Source organism: Azospirillum sp. CT11-132, from assembly GCF_047302835.1.
GTDB lineage: Bacteria > Pseudomonadota > Alphaproteobacteria > Azospirillales > Azospirillaceae > Azospirillum.
On sequence record NZ_JBGLZA010000002.1, the window covers coordinates 90,011 to 106,443 of the forward strand.

The 16,433-nt window shown below is 63.6% G+C and carries 16 protein-coding genes; 7 read left to right on the plus strand and 9 right to left on the minus strand.

What is annotated here, in order from left to right; all coding sequences use genetic code 11:
- Window positions 1-2 precede the first annotated feature (2 nt).
- Together ACCD06_RS02355 and ACCD06_RS02360 are read left to right on the plus strand one after the other, a co-directional pair.
- A complete protein-coding gene (locus tag ACCD06_RS02355; RefSeq protein ID WP_413338489.1) occupies window positions 3-530 on the plus strand; it encodes a hypothetical protein in 528 nt (175 codons plus the stop codon).
- A 321-nt stretch (window positions 531-851) separates the two neighbouring features.
- Window positions 852-1,466, plus strand: coding sequence for a hypothetical protein (locus tag ACCD06_RS02360; RefSeq protein WP_413338491.1), 615 nt, complete (start codon window positions 852-854; stop codon window positions 1,464-1,466).
- A 76-nt stretch (window positions 1,467-1,542) separates the two neighbouring features.
- Here ACCD06_RS02360 and ACCD06_RS02365 read toward each other — a convergent pair whose 3' ends face one another.
- Window positions 1,543-2,373, minus strand: a complete 831-nt coding sequence (locus tag ACCD06_RS02365; protein WP_413338493.1) for a DUF4344 domain-containing metallopeptidase — start codon at window positions 2,371-2,373, stop codon at window positions 1,543-1,545.
- 33 nt (window positions 2,374-2,406) lie between these two features.
- Here ACCD06_RS02365 and ACCD06_RS02370 point away from each other — a divergent pair, with 33 nt between their 5' ends.
- Window positions 2,407-2,904 (plus strand): EF-hand domain-containing protein, encoded by a 498-nt coding sequence (locus tag ACCD06_RS02370; protein ID WP_413338495.1) that lies wholly within the window; start codon window positions 2,407-2,409, stop codon window positions 2,902-2,904.
- Between the two features lie 217 nt (window positions 2,905-3,121).
- On the opposite strand, the gene ACCD06_RS02375 is transcribed toward ACCD06_RS02370, so the two are convergent.
- From ACCD06_RS02375 to ACCD06_RS02395, 5 genes are all read right to left on the minus strand, one after another.
- The gene (locus tag ACCD06_RS02375; protein ID WP_413338497.1) at window positions 3,122-3,799 is read right to left on the minus strand and encodes a purine phosphorylase; all 678 of its coding nucleotides are present in this window, start codon (window positions 3,797-3,799) and stop codon (window positions 3,122-3,124) included.
- Window positions 3,796-5,754 (minus strand): squalene--hopene cyclase, encoded by a 1,959-nt coding sequence (gene shc / locus ACCD06_RS02380; RefSeq protein WP_413338499.1) that lies wholly within the window; start codon window positions 5,752-5,754, stop codon window positions 3,796-3,798. The genes ACCD06_RS02375 and shc overlap by 4 nt, the downstream gene beginning before the upstream one ends.
- A 23-nt stretch (window positions 5,755-5,777) precedes the next feature.
- On the minus strand, window positions 5,778-6,668 hold the full coding sequence (gene hpnD / locus ACCD06_RS02385) for a presqualene diphosphate synthase HpnD (protein ID WP_413338501.1): 891 nt from the start codon (window positions 6,666-6,668) through the stop codon (window positions 5,778-5,780).
- Window positions 6,669-6,841: 173 nt separating this feature from the next.
- Entirely contained in the window at window positions 6,842-7,834 is a 993-nt protein-coding gene (locus tag ACCD06_RS02390; protein WP_413338503.1) for an NAD-dependent epimerase/dehydratase family protein, read from the minus strand.
- Window positions 7,835-7,839: 5 nt separating this feature from the next.
- The gene (locus tag ACCD06_RS02395) at window positions 7,840-8,490 is read right to left on the minus strand and encodes an ABC transporter substrate-binding protein (RefSeq protein WP_247871576.1); all 651 of its coding nucleotides are present in this window, start codon (window positions 8,488-8,490) and stop codon (window positions 7,840-7,842) included.
- Between the two features lie 515 nt (window positions 8,491-9,005).
- Here ACCD06_RS02395 and ACCD06_RS02400 point away from each other — a divergent pair.
- Window positions 9,006-10,139 (plus strand): sulfotransferase family protein, encoded by a 1,134-nt coding sequence (locus tag ACCD06_RS02400; RefSeq protein ID WP_413338506.1) that lies wholly within the window; start codon window positions 9,006-9,008, stop codon window positions 10,137-10,139.
- A complete protein-coding gene (locus ACCD06_RS02405) occupies window positions 10,136-11,266 on the plus strand; it encodes a hypothetical protein (RefSeq protein ID WP_413338508.1) in 1,131 nt (376 codons plus the stop codon). Before ACCD06_RS02400 ends, ACCD06_RS02405 begins: the two co-directional genes overlap by 4 nt.
- Here the strand turns inward: ACCD06_RS02405 and ACCD06_RS02410 are convergent.
- Entirely contained in the window at window positions 11,163-13,799 is a 2,637-nt protein-coding gene (locus tag ACCD06_RS02410) for an MMPL family transporter (protein WP_413338510.1), read from the minus strand. The two genes, ACCD06_RS02405 and ACCD06_RS02410, sit on opposite strands and share 104 nt — an antisense overlap.
- A gap of 287 nt (window positions 13,800-14,086) precedes the next feature.
- On the opposite strand from ACCD06_RS02410, the gene ACCD06_RS02415 reads away from it, so the two are divergent.
- Both ACCD06_RS02415 and ACCD06_RS02420 read left to right on the plus strand, forming a co-directional pair.
- Complete coding sequence (locus ACCD06_RS02415) at window positions 14,087-14,215, plus strand: hypothetical protein (RefSeq protein ID WP_413338512.1); 129 nt, start codon at window positions 14,087-14,089, stop codon at window positions 14,213-14,215.
- Window positions 14,216-14,229: 14 nt separating this feature from the next.
- Complete coding sequence (locus ACCD06_RS02420) at window positions 14,230-14,523, plus strand: DUF2141 domain-containing protein (protein WP_413338514.1); 294 nt, start codon at window positions 14,230-14,232, stop codon at window positions 14,521-14,523.
- On the opposite strand, the gene hpnH is transcribed toward ACCD06_RS02420, so the two are convergent.
- Window positions 14,436-15,452, minus strand: coding sequence for an adenosyl-hopene transferase HpnH (hpnH, locus tag ACCD06_RS02425; protein WP_413338516.1), 1,017 nt, complete (start codon window positions 15,450-15,452; stop codon window positions 14,436-14,438). The two genes, ACCD06_RS02420 and hpnH, sit on opposite strands and share 88 nt — an antisense overlap.
- Window positions 15,453-15,479: 27 nt before the next feature.
- A complete protein-coding gene (ispH, locus tag ACCD06_RS02430) occupies window positions 15,480-16,430 on the minus strand; it encodes a 4-hydroxy-3-methylbut-2-enyl diphosphate reductase (RefSeq protein WP_109157120.1) in 951 nt (316 codons plus the stop codon).
- Window positions 16,431-16,433 lie beyond the last annotated feature (3 nt).

Consider the following 16,433-nt stretch of genomic DNA (forward strand, 5'->3'; position numbering starts at 1 on the left):
ACGTGGGTGGTGGTACCGCTGCCCGCCAAGCCGGCGCGACCGAGCGGTCGGGTCAGCGGACGGCCGCCTCCCAGACCGAGGCGCGACAGGCTGGCGCCACCGAACGCTCCGGCCAACGCGCGCAGACCCAACAGACCCGTGCCGAGGAACGTACCGAACGGGAAGGACAGCGTCAGGGCGGAATGACGGAACGGACCGACGCCCGCCAGCAGGGACAGACCGAGCGGACCCAGGCTCGGGCCAACGCCGCGCAGAACATCTCTGGCAATTGGGACGGTTACCACCACTACGACGACCATGATGATGATTGGGGCTACGCCCTTGCAGGTGCGGCCATCGGTGCCACGGCGGGTTACATCGCAGGAGCGGCAACGGCCGCGCCGACCTATGTGACCGTGCTGCCCTGTTCGCCGAGCATGGTGACGGCGGGTGGGGTCAGCTACTACGGTTGCGGCGGCACTTGGTACAATCGAACCTACGTGAATGGCGGCGTCTCATACATCGTTGTCCCGGCCCCTCCTGGCTACTGAAGGTTCGGTTACCGTAGCAGGGGTTACAGTTGAGACGATGACCCCTGTGGTTGCGTGGATTAAGAGAGGGCAGGGCGCTGGCACCGGCAAGACGGCAACGCTTGTGTCGCCGTTCGTCTGAAATCCAGCAAAGCACTTGGATGCTGACTTTGGTGGACGCTCAGTCTGGTCCTTTCGGACGTTGAGCGTCGTCCAGGAGCGGAAGAGGAGAGCGCCTGCAAGGAAGCATCGCCTATCGGACCACCGCTCCAAATCCCCGCTCCAGACCCCCGCCCGAGATCCCATCAGTCGATCCTTTCGGATCGCGATCAGGAGGAAGTCATGGCAGTCCGCAAAGCCATTCCCATTTTTGTCCCTGCTCTCGCCCTGTGCGGCGCATTGCTGGTGCCGGCCATGCTGCCGCAACCCGCCGCATCGCAGACCAGGACGGAGTTGAACAACCTCATTCCCCAGGACGCTGCGGTGACGATCCAGGCCAAGATCAAGGCGATCGACCCCGCAACACGACGTGTGACGTTGGACGGACGCTCTGGGGGATCGATTACCCTCGTCGCCGGCCCCAACGTTCGGCTGGAGATGCTGAAGGAGGGCGACGCCGTTGAGGCGCAATACTACCGCTCCGTTGCGTTCTTCGTGTCCCAACCCGGGTCGAAGGTGCCGGAGGATGAGATCAGCCAAGTGATCGCCCGTCCGACCGAGGCGCCTGGCGGCATCGGCACGCAGGTGACGCGTGTCAGCGGATTGGTGGTCGGGATCGATCTGACCGCGCACAGCGTCGATCTGGTCAATCCGCAAGGTGGCGCCGTCTTCACCGTCAATGTGGTCGACCCGTCCCGGCAAGCGAGGCTACCGGAGTTGAAGGTCGGCGACACCATCACGGCCGTGATCAGCGAGGCGCTCGCCGTATCGATTCAGCCGTCCAAGCGTTGGTTCTGACGTCCGGTGTCCGGCATCGGCGATCGGCAACACCGCGTTCCAGGTTGTTGCCGCACTGAGCTTACAAGCTGCACGGTTAACGTTGCTGTGGTGCGGCGGTCGGCCTTCGGCCTTTCAAATGAGGTGCGATCAACTGCTGGAATGCGTAGGCAACCTGTTGGTACTCCGCGACGCATTGCTCGGCCCGGTCCGACGGCAGATAGCCCTTTTCCACCAGGTCGCCGAAGGTTTTCCGATCGGCGCCGTAACTGATGCACAGGAGATTGTAGAACCGCTGGGCCGGCAGGCTGTGCTCGTTCGCAAAATCGCTGGCGGTCGGCGCCTCTGCCTTCGCCTCGCTGGCGTACATGATGGCGATGGCGGCGATCGCCCGTCGTGCTTGCTCACTGCCCAGGCGCAGAAGCGTGAAGGCGGCGACCTGATCGGCGGCGTCCTCTTCACGTCCGAGGATGGGGATCTTCTTGAGGTCGAACAGAGCGTGGGCCAACTCATGCAGGACAACCTCAAGAAACGGGCCTGTCAGGTAACTCTCGGGTGTAAGCCCCTCCCGCAAAGCGGCAGGTGGCAGATCTCGTGCCAATTCCTGAAGGTAATCCAAGTATTCGTAGCAGATCGTCACCGTAGCGTCAGCCGACTCATAAGAAGCATCGACCTCGCCGTGACAATCAGCGATCTTGATTGTCAAGACACGTGGAAGCCGAATGTCGCCCAATCGGTCGCGAATGTCTTCCAAAGCCTTTCGATCCTGCAAGCGTCGTTGCATCGCCTGCTGTGCAGCATCGCTTGGTGGACCGTAGACGATGCGGATGTCGGATTCACGTGCTGCGGCGAACCCGGCCGACGTGACAATGCCAGCAACGGTCAACACGATAGCGCGGCGGCCAACCGTCACCCATGCCCATTCCATCGGGATCTCCATCGAAGAAAAGAGGAGGACAAGATGAAGAATGCAGTGAATAAATATTGTTGTCAACAGAGCAACTTTCCAATATTTGATAATAAAACCGGAAATAACCGAGATCACTCCACTAAGTACGTCGGATTAGTTCTTTGGAACATCATTGTGTTTTTTATGATTTCCGTGTTGCCTGGAAATGTGCTGGCACAGGGGCGGACAAGCGATACGCGACAGACCAAAACGATATTTGATCTCCTCGACACGAACCACGACGGAAAAATCACATTGTCGGAGTTCAAGAACAATCAAATGCTGATATTTTATATATGGGACAAGAATAAGGACATGATTCTCACGCCGAATGAAACGCCTCTTCCAAAAGATGTGTTTAATCGTATTGCCGGAGAGAACAGCAGAATTGATACAATGGAATTTATGAATGTCGTTGATTCAGCTTTTGAGCAGGCTGACGAAAATCGTGATGGTATTCTAGATCTCGCGGAATTCACCAAAATGCGGCTGTTGGTTCGTCGTAAATAGCCAAGGCTGGCGCTGAACTTTGCCTGGAAAATGATCTGTTCAACGATATGGATCGACGCCGGGTCCGACAAACCGTTGCCCGGATCGGATAGCGTGAAATCGGACGCGATTTGAAGCGTGAATCTCTCGTGCGTTTCAAATTAAACGTACGAGGCTTTAATCGTTATGTCTCCTCTTTGGCCGCCACTTCCGATACCCATGGCCGGCCCCAAACCAATCAAGGGGGATCCAGGGATCCTAGATGGTTGAGAGCAGTGCGCAACGCTGCCAGCGCTCTGTGACCATCGCGCGCGAGGCGCAGCAGTGCCGACAGGTGTCTGGGCTGGCGTACCAGTTCGACAGCCGCCGCGAAGACGCTGAGGGAGCCATTGGTCGCCAGAGCCGTCAGGATGGGCGACGGGACCACGGCATCCCATGGATCGGCTACAGCGCGCAACACCAGGAACGGCACTCCAGCCCGCCGTGCCGCAACCGCAACCGCTTCGCTCTCCATATCGGCAGCAACGGCGCTGCTCCGTTCTGCCAACGCTTTCTTTTCGGCGAGGGTCTCAAGCACGAGTGGAACGCATGCCATGCGCCCGTTGGAGGGATGAAGACCCTTCATACGCTCCTGAACCGCTTCGCGCCACGTTGGGTCCACTGCGCGAAGTGAACCGTCATGCAGCCGGATCTCGGACGGGAGCACCAGAGTGCCGGCGTTCAACCCTTCCGCCAAGCCACCGGCAAGTCCGAAACTGATCAGCGCCTCTGCTCCCCGTTCCACCAAGTCCCACGCCACTGCCCGCGCATGTGCCGCGTCAGCACCGCTGCAGGCGACCAGAGGTGCTTGACGGGGCAGCGCGCGCAGCAGGTCGGCTTCGACCTGGAGGCCGGTGAGGATGCCCAACCGGATCAAGGATTGGAAGCCATAAGGGTTTCATCGATCATCATGCGATTGCGGCGATGCTGAGCGCGATAACGTGCCAGCGCCCACAATGGGAAATAGGCCGAATAACCATGGTATCGCAGGTAAAAGACCCGTGGGAATCCCACCCCGGTGTGGTGCTTTTCCAGCCAGTGAGCGCCGTTGCGTGGCGCCTGCCCTAGGAAGGCGATACCACGCTGGACGACCAGCCCCTTCTCCTCGCCGGCGGCCATAAGGCCGAGCAGTGCCCATGCGGTCTGCGACGGCGTGCTCGCCTTGACCTCGTTCTTGCGGGCGTGCCAATAGGTCGCGCAATCCTCACCCCAGCCACCATCCGGGCGTTGACGAGATGCGAGGAAGGCGACTGCCCTGCGAATGGCTGGTGATCCGGGGTCCTCTCCCACGGCAGCCAAGGCAGACAGCACCGACCAGGTGCCATAGATGTAGTTGGCACCCCAGCGACCGAACCACGACCCATCCGGCTCTTGATGACGCAACAGGAAGTTGATGGCACGGGCAAGCGCCGGTTGGTCACGGCCAAGCCCGGTCTGCGCCAGGAAAGTCAAGCAACGGGCGGTGACGTCGGCGGTCGGCGGATCGAGCAGAGCCCCGTGGTCGGCAAAAGGGATGTGATTCAGGTAATGGTTCGTGTTGTCGGCGTCATACGCGCCCCATCCCCCGTCGCGGCTCTGCATGCCGATTATCCATTCCTTGGCCCGCGCGATCGCGTCTGCATAGCGCTCGGGATCGGACCGGTGAAGCGCCATGGCAACCATCGCCGTGTCGTCGAGGTCGGGATACAAAGGGTTCTCATATTGAAACGCCCATCCCCCTGGTCGGGGTGTATGCTCTCCACGTCCGTTCACCCAATCGCCCGCACGGTCCAGAATTTGCCTGTCGCGCAGCCAGTCGAGTGCAGGGCGCAAAACGGGACCGTCTGCCGCCGCTCCAGCCTCCACCAGCGCATGAACCGATAACGCGGTGTCCCAGACGGGTGATACGCAAGGTTGGCAATACGTCCCTTGGTCCCGCACCGTCAGCAGGCGGTCGAGTGCTCGGCGAACGGTCAGAACCTGTGGGTGATCCCGTGGACGGCCCAGCACATCGAGAGCCAGCACGGCATTGACCATGGCTGGAAAGATCGCGCCCAGCCCGTCCTCGCCATTCAGTCGAGCCAGGATGAAGGCTTCGGCATTCCGGATCGCGTGTCGGCGCAACCGGCGTGGAACCCAGGGGTCGACCGCACGCAGCACATGGTCGAGCATCAGAAATGCTTTGCCGGATAGCGAACCGGTCGGGTTGATGTTGTAGCGCCGCTCCTGCTCCGGCGGAGTGGTGAAGAGTTCCCTTATGTGGACGTCCCGTGGATTGCGTGCGCGGGGCTTCAGCGCAAGGAGGATCAGAAGGGGCGCGATCACCACACGGGACCAGTAGGCCATCTTCGTCAGATGTATCGGGAACCAGCGTGGGGCCAGCATCAGTTCCACCGGCATCGCCGGAACGGCGTGCCACGGCACTTCCCCATACAACGCCAGGAGGATGCGGGTGAAGACGTTGGCTCGGGCGGCGCCCCCGGCGGCCAGAATGGTGGCACGAGCGCGGCGCATGTGCGGCTCCTGCGGATCGTCGCCGATCATCTTCAAGGCAAAGTAAGCCTTCACCGAGGCACTGATGTCAGCATCGCCGTCATGGAACAACGGCCAACCCCCGTCTCGGCCCTGGACATCGCGAATGTAGCTGCCGAGGCGGGCCTCAAGCTTGGAGTCTGCCGGGTCGCCCAGAAAGTGGCGCATCAGTATGTATTCGGCTGGAATGGTGACGTCGGCCTCCAGTTCAAACAACCAGTGGCCGTCTTCCCTTTGCAGGGCCTCCAACGCAATTGCGGAATGATCGATCAGTCTGTCGAGGTCATGGTCAGTATCTGAAAACGAAGTCGGTCCATCCATTGCTGTCCCCTATATGAACGGGATCACGCAGGCGGCCGCCACTTGGGCCGGAAAAGCCCACGTCTCAGGGCGGCCCACAATTTGCGGGGCTTGCTCAAACTCAATGGCGGCTCGTGACCGTGCCAGCCGCGCCGTTCCAACATGTCGAGAAGCTCTTCATAAATGCCCATCATCAGCAGCGCTGGGCGCAGCCGCGACCGTCGACAACGAAGCAGGGCGCGGTCCGCATCGGCGAATCGACTGTGCGCAATCGCAGCAAGGTCACGGCAGGCGGCATCAAGCGCAGTGCTTGAGAGCACCGATGAAATGCCCGCCGCCGGGTCGATTCCGTGTCGGCGCAGCAGGTCGCCCGGCAGGTAGAGTCGTCCCTGTTCGGCATCTTCGGTCACGTCGCGCAGGATGTTGGTCAGCTGCAATGCCTCGCCGAGCGCCAGGGCGAAGGTCTGGGCATCGGGTTCGTCGGCGCCGAAGGCATGCAGCGACAGCAGACCTACCGCCCCGGCCACCCGCCGGCAGTAAAGACGCAGCCTCGTTCCATCGGGGGCGAACATCGCGTCATCGAGGTCCATCTCCATCCCATCGATGATCGCCAGGAATTCTTCGCGTGGGAGGCCGAAGCGGCGAACTGCGTCAGCCAAGGCGCGCGTGGCGGGTCGCGTTGGGTTGCCGGCATAGAGCCGCTCCACCTCGGCGCGCCACTCGCGAAGCTCTGACCGCTTTACCGCGTTTGAATCTGGTCCATCGGCAATGTCGTCGACCTCGCGGCAGAAGGCATAGATGGCATACATGGCGTGGCGCCTTTCCAACGGCAGGCTCCGCATGCCGAGGTAAAATGATGTGCCCGACCGTGTCACCACGTCGACCGTGTAAGTCAATGAATCCGGATTGCCGCCGTTGTGTGCGATTTCGGCCATCTTGCCAGTACCTTATCCTTGCCTGACCGGGGGCTGTAGTCCGTCGGCCGCTGGCGATGAAGCCGCAGATCGGTGACGGGTCGGAAGTATCATGCAATGGAGCTACCGTAACCTTTGGCGCGCACATCGCCAGGCGATGACGCGGCGGCCGAAGCCGGGGACCGATGGCAGCGTCAGGATGACGGCTGAGACGCCGGCATGGTCTCCGTGCCCATCAGCCACGCCACCGCATCCGCCAAAGCGTTGTCCAACGAACGAGGCTTATAGCCAAGTTCGCGCATCGCTTTCGTGCTTTCCACGAATTCGGCGGTGATCGCCAGACGAACCCCGGTTGCCGGTGCACGCGGGGGGCGGTGAGTGATGTGGTCGCTCATCCATTCCTCCAGCACCGCGGCGGCCAGAGCCAAGCGGCCGGGGATCGGCCAACGGCGTCGGCACCTGCGCCCGGCCAGCCGGTCAATGCGGTCCGCAAGGTCGGGAAGCGTCAGATTTTGTCCGCCAAGGATATAGCGCTCGCCCACCACGCCGCGTTCGGCCGCCAGAATCATGCCGTCGGCGACATCGCGGACATCCACCAGGTTGAGGTTACAGTTCAGGATCAAGTGCGGTCCGCCATCCAGGAACAGACGCAACATGGCGGTCGGCGGTGTCGGTGTGTGGTCGCCGGGACCGATTGGTGCGGTCGGATTGACGATCACGACAGGCATTCGCTCGGCCGCCGCCAAGGCTTCTCTTTCGGCCAGATATTTCGAGCGGCAATAGGGACCGGCCATCGCCTCATGCCCAAGGTGGGAGCCATCGTTATCCGGCCTCCCGTGGTTCAGCACGCTCTCTGTCGAGCAATGGATGAACCGGCGCACGCCAGCCTCCATCGCGGCCGCGAGCACGATCCGTGTGCCGCCATGGTTGACCGCGTCGAACACGGACGGATCGCGATGCCAGAGCTGTGCCATTGCAGCAAGATGGAAGACTTGCCTGACCCCGTCGCAGGCTTCCGCCACCGCTTCGTGATCCAGCACCGAGCCGCGCAGAAAGGTGACATTGGGCCGGGTCGTGCGGGGAGGGGCCGTGTCCAGGATCCGCACGTGCTCGCCACGGTCCACCAGAGCCGCGACGAGATGGCTGCCGATGAAGCCGCTGCCACCGGTAACGAGCGATGGCTCCATGCCGGTCAGCTCCGGTTGAGCAGCTGTTCGGCTTTGGCGTTCAGATCGCGCGTCAAACCCTGGAGCCCACCGTTGCGCAGGGATGACTGGAAATCCGCACGTTGTGACGCGATCTGGCTGATAGTGCCCTTGGCAAGCACGTCGAGGATCTTCCAACCGCTTCCCTCCTGCCGCAGCACATAGGTGAGGCGCACAGGAGATTTGCCGGGCTTTCTCAGATCGGTATCCACCAGCATCGTGCCGCGCGTTCCCGGCCGCTCTCCGACAATGTCGATGGTCTGTCCCTCGTAGCTGTTGAAGCGATCGACATACTGGGCGGCGCTTCGCCGGGTGAACGCATCAAGCGCTTGATGCTGTTCCGCCTCGGTGGCCTTGTCGAAATAAGGTGCCGCTACGACGCGCAATGCAGTGTCCAGATCGAAGATCTCCTGCATGAGGGGAAGGAAGCGTTGCAGCCGGCTGCGTGCCGGCTCGTGCCCACCGCTCTTCATCAGATCAAGAAGCGCTTGGTTCAGCCGGGCTATCGGCGCGGCGACCGGAGACGCGACCTCGGCCGGTGCCGGGCAAGGAACAAACAACAGCACCGACAACGCTAGAAGCGCCAGTACGGCAAAGCAGCGCGCCGGCATCGACGCTCCAACCAGGGGCATTCCCATTTGATCTGGTTCCCTCCTCCTGGGTCAGGACGCTTCTGCAAGCCGGCAACATGCCGGGATCTGCATGCCGCTCTTTTCAAGGCGCGAAGAGGATTATGCGCCTCTCCGCCCAACCTGGCGTGGAGACACGAAGAGCTACCCGTAAACACCGAAAAGCAGTTTGGCAACATTAGCACAGATTCATGGGGATTTGCGATCTAATAGGAATAAAGCGCTGGCTTCCAATATATCTTTTGCGTGAAGGCAGCAACGGATTGGAAGTCGGTGGATCGCAGAGTTACCTCTCCATCGATCTGCTCTAGAACCAAGCTCACCAGATTTTCATCAAGTCGATGGCGAGAAAGCAATCTGCCATTCTGTTGCTGTGGATTCAGGAGAGAGACTGGGCGTGGAGGAACAGGTTCTTGCCATCGAAGGTCTGTCGGAATCGAGGGGTATCCGACCTTCTGGATGATGTGCGGACAGCAGCAAACACGCCTAGCATTCGTCAGCGTGCAGCAAAGGGAGACTTCCCCATGAGCCGCGAACCGACCTGCTGGCGGGATTGGCTTCCAAGTGCCAACCATCCGCTCTACGGCTGCGATGCATTGACGCTTTTTAAGGTGATCGTGGACAATGGCGGCGTGGATGCGCGCCATGTTCCGACGCTTGCCGCGGTGTTTGCGTCTGCCCTGCTGCGGGCACCGTTCTCGTTGGCGGAGCGGGCTTGGGTGGCGTGGAGGCTCCGACGTCTCGGTCCAATGCCGGCGCCGGTTTTCATCCTGGGCCATTGGCGCAGCGGTACCACGCACCTCTACAATCTGCTGAGCCGCGATCCGCAATTCGGGTTCATCTCGCCGGTGGCCGTGGGGCTGCCGTGGGACATGATGGGGCTCGGTTCCGTGCTGCGGCCCGTTTTGGAACGGGCCCTGCCGGAGCGCCGCTACATCGACAATGTCGCTGTTCGGCCCGACTCGCCGCAGGAGGACGAGATCGCGTTGGCGAACATGTCGCCGCTGTCCTTCTATCATGGGCTCTACTTTCCACGGTATTTCGGCAGGAACCTGCAACGCGGCCTTTACCACGAAGGCTGTACGGCGGCGGAGACGGAGGGCTGGCGCCGCCGCTTCGTTCATCTGCTGGAGAAAGTGTCACTTGCCCAGGGCGGGCGGCGCCTTCTGATCAAGAATCCCGTCTACAGTGCCCGCGTCGCCATGCTGCGGGAAATCTGGCCCGACGCACACTTCATCCACATCCATCGCGACCCGCGGGCGGTGTTCGTGTCCACCGTGCATTTCTACCGCACGCTGCTGGACAAGCTGGCGCTCCAGCCCTACGGCCACATCGATGTGGAGCAGGTGGTTCTCGACCACTATCCCCGGATCATGCAGGCGTTGCTGGATGATACTGCCGACCTGCCGCCCGACCGTTTCGTCGAGGTGGCGTTCGAGAGGTTCGAGCGCGAACCGTTGGCGGAAGCGGAGCGCATCTACCGCAGGCTCAATCTTCCAGGCTATTCGGCAGCCGAGCCGCGCTTCAAAGCCTATCTGGGCGAGGTGCGCGGCTACGCCAAGAACGAACACCGGCTGTCCGAGGCCGGGCGGGAGCGGGTGGAGCGCCGGTGGAGTCCCTTCATCGACCGCTGGGGTGCGCCGGCGGTCACACCATGATCCGTCCGCTAGTGATCGGGCTGATGGTGCTTGTGGGGTTGAAGGAACTGGCTTTCGCGGATTGTCGGGCGGTGGCGGTCACGGCGGGTGGCCGGCCGGTGTTCGGCATCGAGGACTTGGTGGTGGATCAGGCTCTCGGGCGGGCGGTCCTTTCCGCTCACGACCGTTGGGCGGTTTCGGAGAAGGCCGGCGGAGGGCTGTTCCTGCTCTCTTTGGCGGCACTCGCCGGGGAGCGGGCCGAGGCCGTTGAGTTGAGCGCCGGCTTTCATCCGGACGGTGGATTCCGGCCGCATGGCATGGACCTGCGGGTGGAGACGGACGGAAGCCGTTCCGTGCTGGCGATCAACCGGCGCTGGACCGGCGACACGGTGGTCGAGCGCTTCTCCCTCTCCGGTGACGACCTGCGCCATCTGGGTACGGTGGAAAGTCCGTTTCTGTGCCGTGCCAACGACGTGGCGTTCCTGGAGACCGGCCGCTTCCTCTTCACCAGCGACCATGGCGGCTGCGGCGGGATGGCGGCCGGCCTGGAGAATATCCTGAACCTTCACCACGGTTTCGTCGGCCTCGTGGACGAGGGGCGGGTGCGGATGCTGGCGACGGGGATCGGCTTTGCCAACGGCCTGCTGCCGGATGTCGCCGCCGACCGCCTGTTCGTCGCGGCAACGCGGGAGGATGCTGTGCTCGTCTACCGGCTGTCGGCACTGCTGGCGGGTGACGGTGCGGCCGTGCCGGAACGGATCGCCGTTCCCGGCGGACCCGACAATCTGAGCCGCGCGGTTGGCGGAGCGTTGGAGGGCCGAGTGCTGGCCGCGGTGCATCCGTCGTTGCTCGCGCTGGCCCTGCACCGCTTCGGGCATCGCATCGGCCTGACGGACATGACGGCCACCCCGACACGCATCGTGGCGCTCGGGGCGGACGGGGCAGGGCAAGTCGGGGTGGGCCGAACCAGGGCCGAGGTGGTCGTCGAGGATGACGGGCGGCGCCTGCCGGGCGCCACCGTGGCGGCCGCTTGGCGCGGCGGGCTCATCGCCGGGTCGGCGACGTCGGATCGGCTGCTGGTGTGTGGCGATGAACCCAGCGGTGCCATCCGATCATCAGGCTGGGCAGCACCAGCAGTGCCGAGATAATTGTGAACAGGATGGCGATGGCCAGCAGCATGCCCATGCTGGACAGGCCCCGATGGCTGGAAATCGCAAGGGTGGCAAATGCCGTGCTGGTGGTCAGCGTGCTGACCAGCACGGCAAGGGGCGTGCTGGTGACCAGCAGCTCAATCCCATAATTGGTCCCGTGTGTTCCGCTCCGCTCCAACTCCTGCCCGCGTGCCACCATGTGGATGCTGCTCGACACGCCCAACGCGAACAGCAGCGGCAGGACGATGACGTTGGCGAAGTTGAAGGGGATGTCCAGCAGGCCCGCCACCGCCATGGTCCACAGCGCCGCGATGACGAGCGGGACCAGGATCAGCACCATGCCCGACAGGCTCCGCTGCACCGCCAGCAGCACCAGCGCCATCAGCACGAGCGTCAGTGCCGTCGCCTCCGCGAAGGCGCGCAGAACGATCCGCCCGGCCTGGGTTACCGTCACCGGTGCTCCCGTGGCGTGTGGCGCCACCGCCAGCACGGCGTTGGCGAAGCGCGCCATATCGCGGCTATCGGAAATATCGTGGGTGGGCAGCGCCTCGACTCGCGCCTGCCCATCCGGTGCGATCCAACGGCGGCGGATGGAGTCCGGCACATCCTGAGCGGTCACCGGTCGCTCCACATCCAGCCCCTCCCGCAGCCGGCCCAGCAGCGGCGGGATGCCGCCGGTCAGCGCGCGGTCGAGTTCCGTTAACCCCTCTTCCCCGCCGGATGAGACGCGTTCGAGCGCTTCGGCGAAGCGCTGCGCCGCCGCTCGGGCTTCCGGATTGCCGGTGTCGCCCTGCGCGAACCGGGTGAGATCGTTGCGCAGCGTCGCCACGGCTTCGGCACGGTCGGCGGGGGAGAGTGCAGCGACTTCCGCAGGCGCGCTGAGGCTCGGCCCCAGAAGCAGGGCCATGTCCGCGATGATGGGCAGCTTGGCATCCTGTTCCTTGGGAATGAAGCTGGCGAATGTGCGCGCCCCGCTGACCTGCTCGTTGTCGCGCAGCTGGTCGGCCATAGCCTGGGCCGAGGCCAAGTCCGACTGCAGGATGTTGACCGAGTAGGGGGAGGTTCTTGGCACTTCAGCCAGCTCGCGGTAGGTGCGCACCGCTTCGGTGCGCCGGTCTTGCAGGTTCAGCGGATTCACGTCGAGCCGGACCAGCGGCAGGGCGGCGAGCGAAGCCAGCGCGGTGAACGCGGTGACCCCCAGCAGCGCGCTGTTGTGCCGGGTCATCCAGGTGGCGTAGGCGCGGTCCTCGCGCTCCACCCGCACCACGCCGGGGCCGGGGGGCATGAGGATGAACAGAGCCGGCAGCAGCGTCAGGCTGATGAACAGCGCCACCACCATGCCGAGCGCCGAGATCACCCCGAACTCGGCCAGCCCCATATACTCGGTCGGCACAAAGGACAGGAAGCCGATGATGGCGCACAGCGTGCTGAGCGACAGCGGCCCGCCGACGCTCCGCGCGGCCTCCAGAACAGCGGCGGGCGGGGGATGGCCGCGGCGCCGCTCCTCCTGGTAGCGCAAGCCGAGATGGCTGCCGAAATCGTCGCCCAGCCCGAAGAAGATCACCGCGCAGGTCACCGAGATTAGGTTGAGCCGCCCCACCACCGCCGCCGCCAGCCCGGCGCTCAGTGTCAGACCGATCATCAGCGTGATCATCATGGCCGCGATCATCCGCCATGAGCGCATCCCAACGGTCAAAACCGCCGTGACCAGGATGAAGGACAGGATGGTGGCGATGCCCGCCGTATCGGCCACCGTGTCCAACTCCGTCTGGCGGAGCACGATGGCACCGGTCATGCGGGCGTCCACCCCGCTCCCCTCCGGTTCTCCCTTCAAGGCATCGATGGCACGGCGCACCGCGTCCACCGCCGGCCGGCCACGCCCGAACGCCGTATCGGCCAATACCGCCTGCGCAGTGACGAAGCGCCGGTCGCCGAACCGCTCGTCGTCGTTCAGTTTGACCAGCCCGGTCCATGAAACCGGCTCCGGCCGGCCGGAGGCCACGCTGTCCGTCGCGTCGGCAAGCCGGCCGAGAAGGTCCGACAGGGTGGCCGGCGCATCCTCGCCCGCGTGCTCTAGGACAAGGCCGAACATGCTCGCCAGTCCGTGCAGGTTGGGGGCTTCGTTCAATGTGCCCAGCGCCGCCTGTGCCCCGGCGAGGCGGGTCGCCAGATCCTGGAGGATCAGCGGGTCCAGAAACAGCAGTCCGTAGCGCCGGAAATAGGGATCGGCCGAGGGCACCTCCACATCGGCCAGGGACTCCGGGTGTTCGCGCATCAGTTCGGCCAAGCGCGTCGCCGCCGCATCGGATTGGTCCGATGAAGGGGAATCGACCACCACGACGATCTGATCGTCGGCGAAGGGAAACGCCCGCCGGTAGGCTTCCGCGTCGCGCCGGAAGGGAGCCTCGGGCGAGATCATGTCGGTGGTGCTGGTGTTGATGCGCAGCCCTTCCACCGAATACCAGCCGGCCAAGCCGGCCAGCAGCAGGTTCATGACAACGGTGGTGATGGGCCAGCGGCACGCCGCCACGCTCCAGGACTCTAAAAAGGCTCTAGCAAGCTCTGTCAGCCGTCGCAGAGTAGAATGGGACACGTGGGCGCCACCTGTCGTTGGACAACGCGGAGCGGGGTTGAATCGGTCGGCAAATTGATCCCGATTATTCCTTGGCGAACTATTGGAAGCCGATGGGGAAGTGTAGCATTCGGTATCCATGTGCGGTGTGGCCGACTGTGGCCGAGGGGTGGTACCCAATGCGCGCGGCGATAATTTTGGTCATTATTCTGTCTGCCGCATTTGCGGATGCCGCTGATGTCCTGGTGAGCGTGCGCAGCGTGGCGGATGACCGTGGCGAGATCGTCGTCGGCATCTGCTCCGCGGACATGTTCATCGGCGGCACCTGCGCCTTCGCGGCACGGCGCCGGCCCGACCGGGAGCTGTATCGGTGAGGGTGCCCGGCGTCATGCCGGGAACCTATGCGGTGCGTGCCTGCCACGACGAGAGCGGAAACCGCCGCATCGACCGCAATCTGTTGGGCAATCCCCCCTGGATGGCTATGGCTTTGGAAACGACGCGCGCGTCATGCTTGCCCCGCCAAGCTTCGCCGATGCCTCGATCATGGTGGGCGAGGGCGGGGCGGAGACGGGATCGACGCTGCGCTATTGACGGTCATGGGGAGGCGCCGGGGCCGCTGAGTGCGATGCGGGCCAGCTTCAGCGGATGTGCCAACGCGTCGGCGACCGCCGTCGGTTCATAGCCGCAATGGGCCATGCAGTTGGCGCATTTTTCATGATTGCCGGTGCCGTAGCGGTCCCAATCGGTCTCCTCCATCAACTCCCGGAACGAGGCGGCGTAGCCCTCGCCCAACAGATAGCAGGGGCGCTGCCAGCCGAAGATGTTCCGCGTCGGCGTGCCCCAGGGCGAGCAGCGGTAGGGCTGGTTGCCGGCCAGAAAGTCCAGGTACAGTATCGAATGGTTGAGCGGCCAGCGCTTTCCGCGACCCAGGAGGAACACGGCGCGGAACAGCTCGTGCGTCCGGCTGCGGTTCAGAAAATGCTCCTGGTCGGGTGCATGCTCATAGGCATAGCCGGGTGCGATGGTCACGCCCTCGACCCCCAGCGTCTTCAGCCAGTCGAGGAAGGCGGCGGTCTGTTCCGGCTTGCTGTCGTCGAACAATGTGGTGTTGACCCCGACGCGGAAGCCACGCGCCTTGGCCGCGACGATGGCGGTCAGGGCGCGATCGAACACGCCGGGCTGGCAGACCGCCTTGTCATGCTGCGGGCGGAAGCCGTCCAGGTGAACGGAGAAGGTCAGATAACGGCTGGGCTCGAAAAGGTCGAGTTTCTTCTCCAGCAACAGCGCGTTGGTGCACAGATACACATATTTGCGCCGCGCCACGATTCCGGCGACGATGGCGCCGATGTTCTTGTGCAGCAACGGCTCCCCGCCGGGGATGGACACGACTGGTGCGCCGCATTCGTCGACGGCGTCCAAACACTGCTGGACGCTCAGCCGGCGTTTCAGGACGGTGTCCGGGTAATCGATCTTGCCGCAGCCGGCGCAGGCGAGGTTGCATTGGAACAGGGGCTCCAGCATCAACACCAGCGGATAGCGCGTCCGGCCGGCCAGGCGTTGCCTGAGGACATAGCTGGCGACGGAAAGCTGTTGGTGAAGGGGAACCGGCATCACTTACTCCCGCTGATGGGCAGTGGCTCAGGCGACGCGGTCGGGATCCAACTCCGACGGAAGGCGGAAGCGGACATTTTCGACGACACCGCTCAGCGTCTCCAGGCGGATCGGCCGCAGGCTCGCAAGGTAATCGACCACCCCCGACACCAGCACTTCGGGAGCCGAGGCCCCGGCGGTGATGCCGATGGACGAAGCCCCGTCGAACCAGGCGCTGTCGATCGCGCCGGCGTCGGCGATCAGGTGGCAGGGCTTGCCCATCTCTGCTCCGATCTCCCGCAATCGGTTGGAGTTGGAGCTGTTGGCGGCGCCGACGACCAGCACAACGTCGACACGCTGCGCCAACTCGCGCACCGCCACCTGTCGGTTCTGCGTCGCGTAGCAGATGTCGTTGACCTGTGGGCCGACGATGCGCGGGAAGCGTGCGACAAGCGCCTTGATGATCTCGCGGGTGTCGTCGACACTGAGGGTGGTCTGCGTCACATAGGCGATACGGTCGGGATCGCGTGGTTGGAAGCCCATAACGTCGGCGACCGAGGAGACGAGGTGAACGGTTCCGTCGATCTGTCCGATCGTCCCATCCACCTCCGCGTGCCCCTTGTGACCGATAAGGACGACATCGAATCCGTTCGTGGCATAACGCCGGCCCTCACGGTGTACCTTGGTCACCAGCGGGCAGGTGGCGTCGATCACGTGCAGATCCCGCTCTCGCGCCAAGCTCTCCACCGCCATGGAAACGCCATGTGCGCTGAAGATGGTCACGGCACCGCTGGGGATTTCATCCACCTCATCGACGAACCGGGCGCCGCGCGTGCTCAGGCTCTCCACCACATGCCTGTTGTGCACGATCTCGTGCCGCACATAGACCGGTGGGCCATAGAGCGCGAGTGCGCGTTCGACGATGTCGATCGCCCGCTCCACTCCGGCGCAAAAGCCCCTCGGCTGGGCAAGAACGACGCGTATCGGCCATTCGCTCATGAC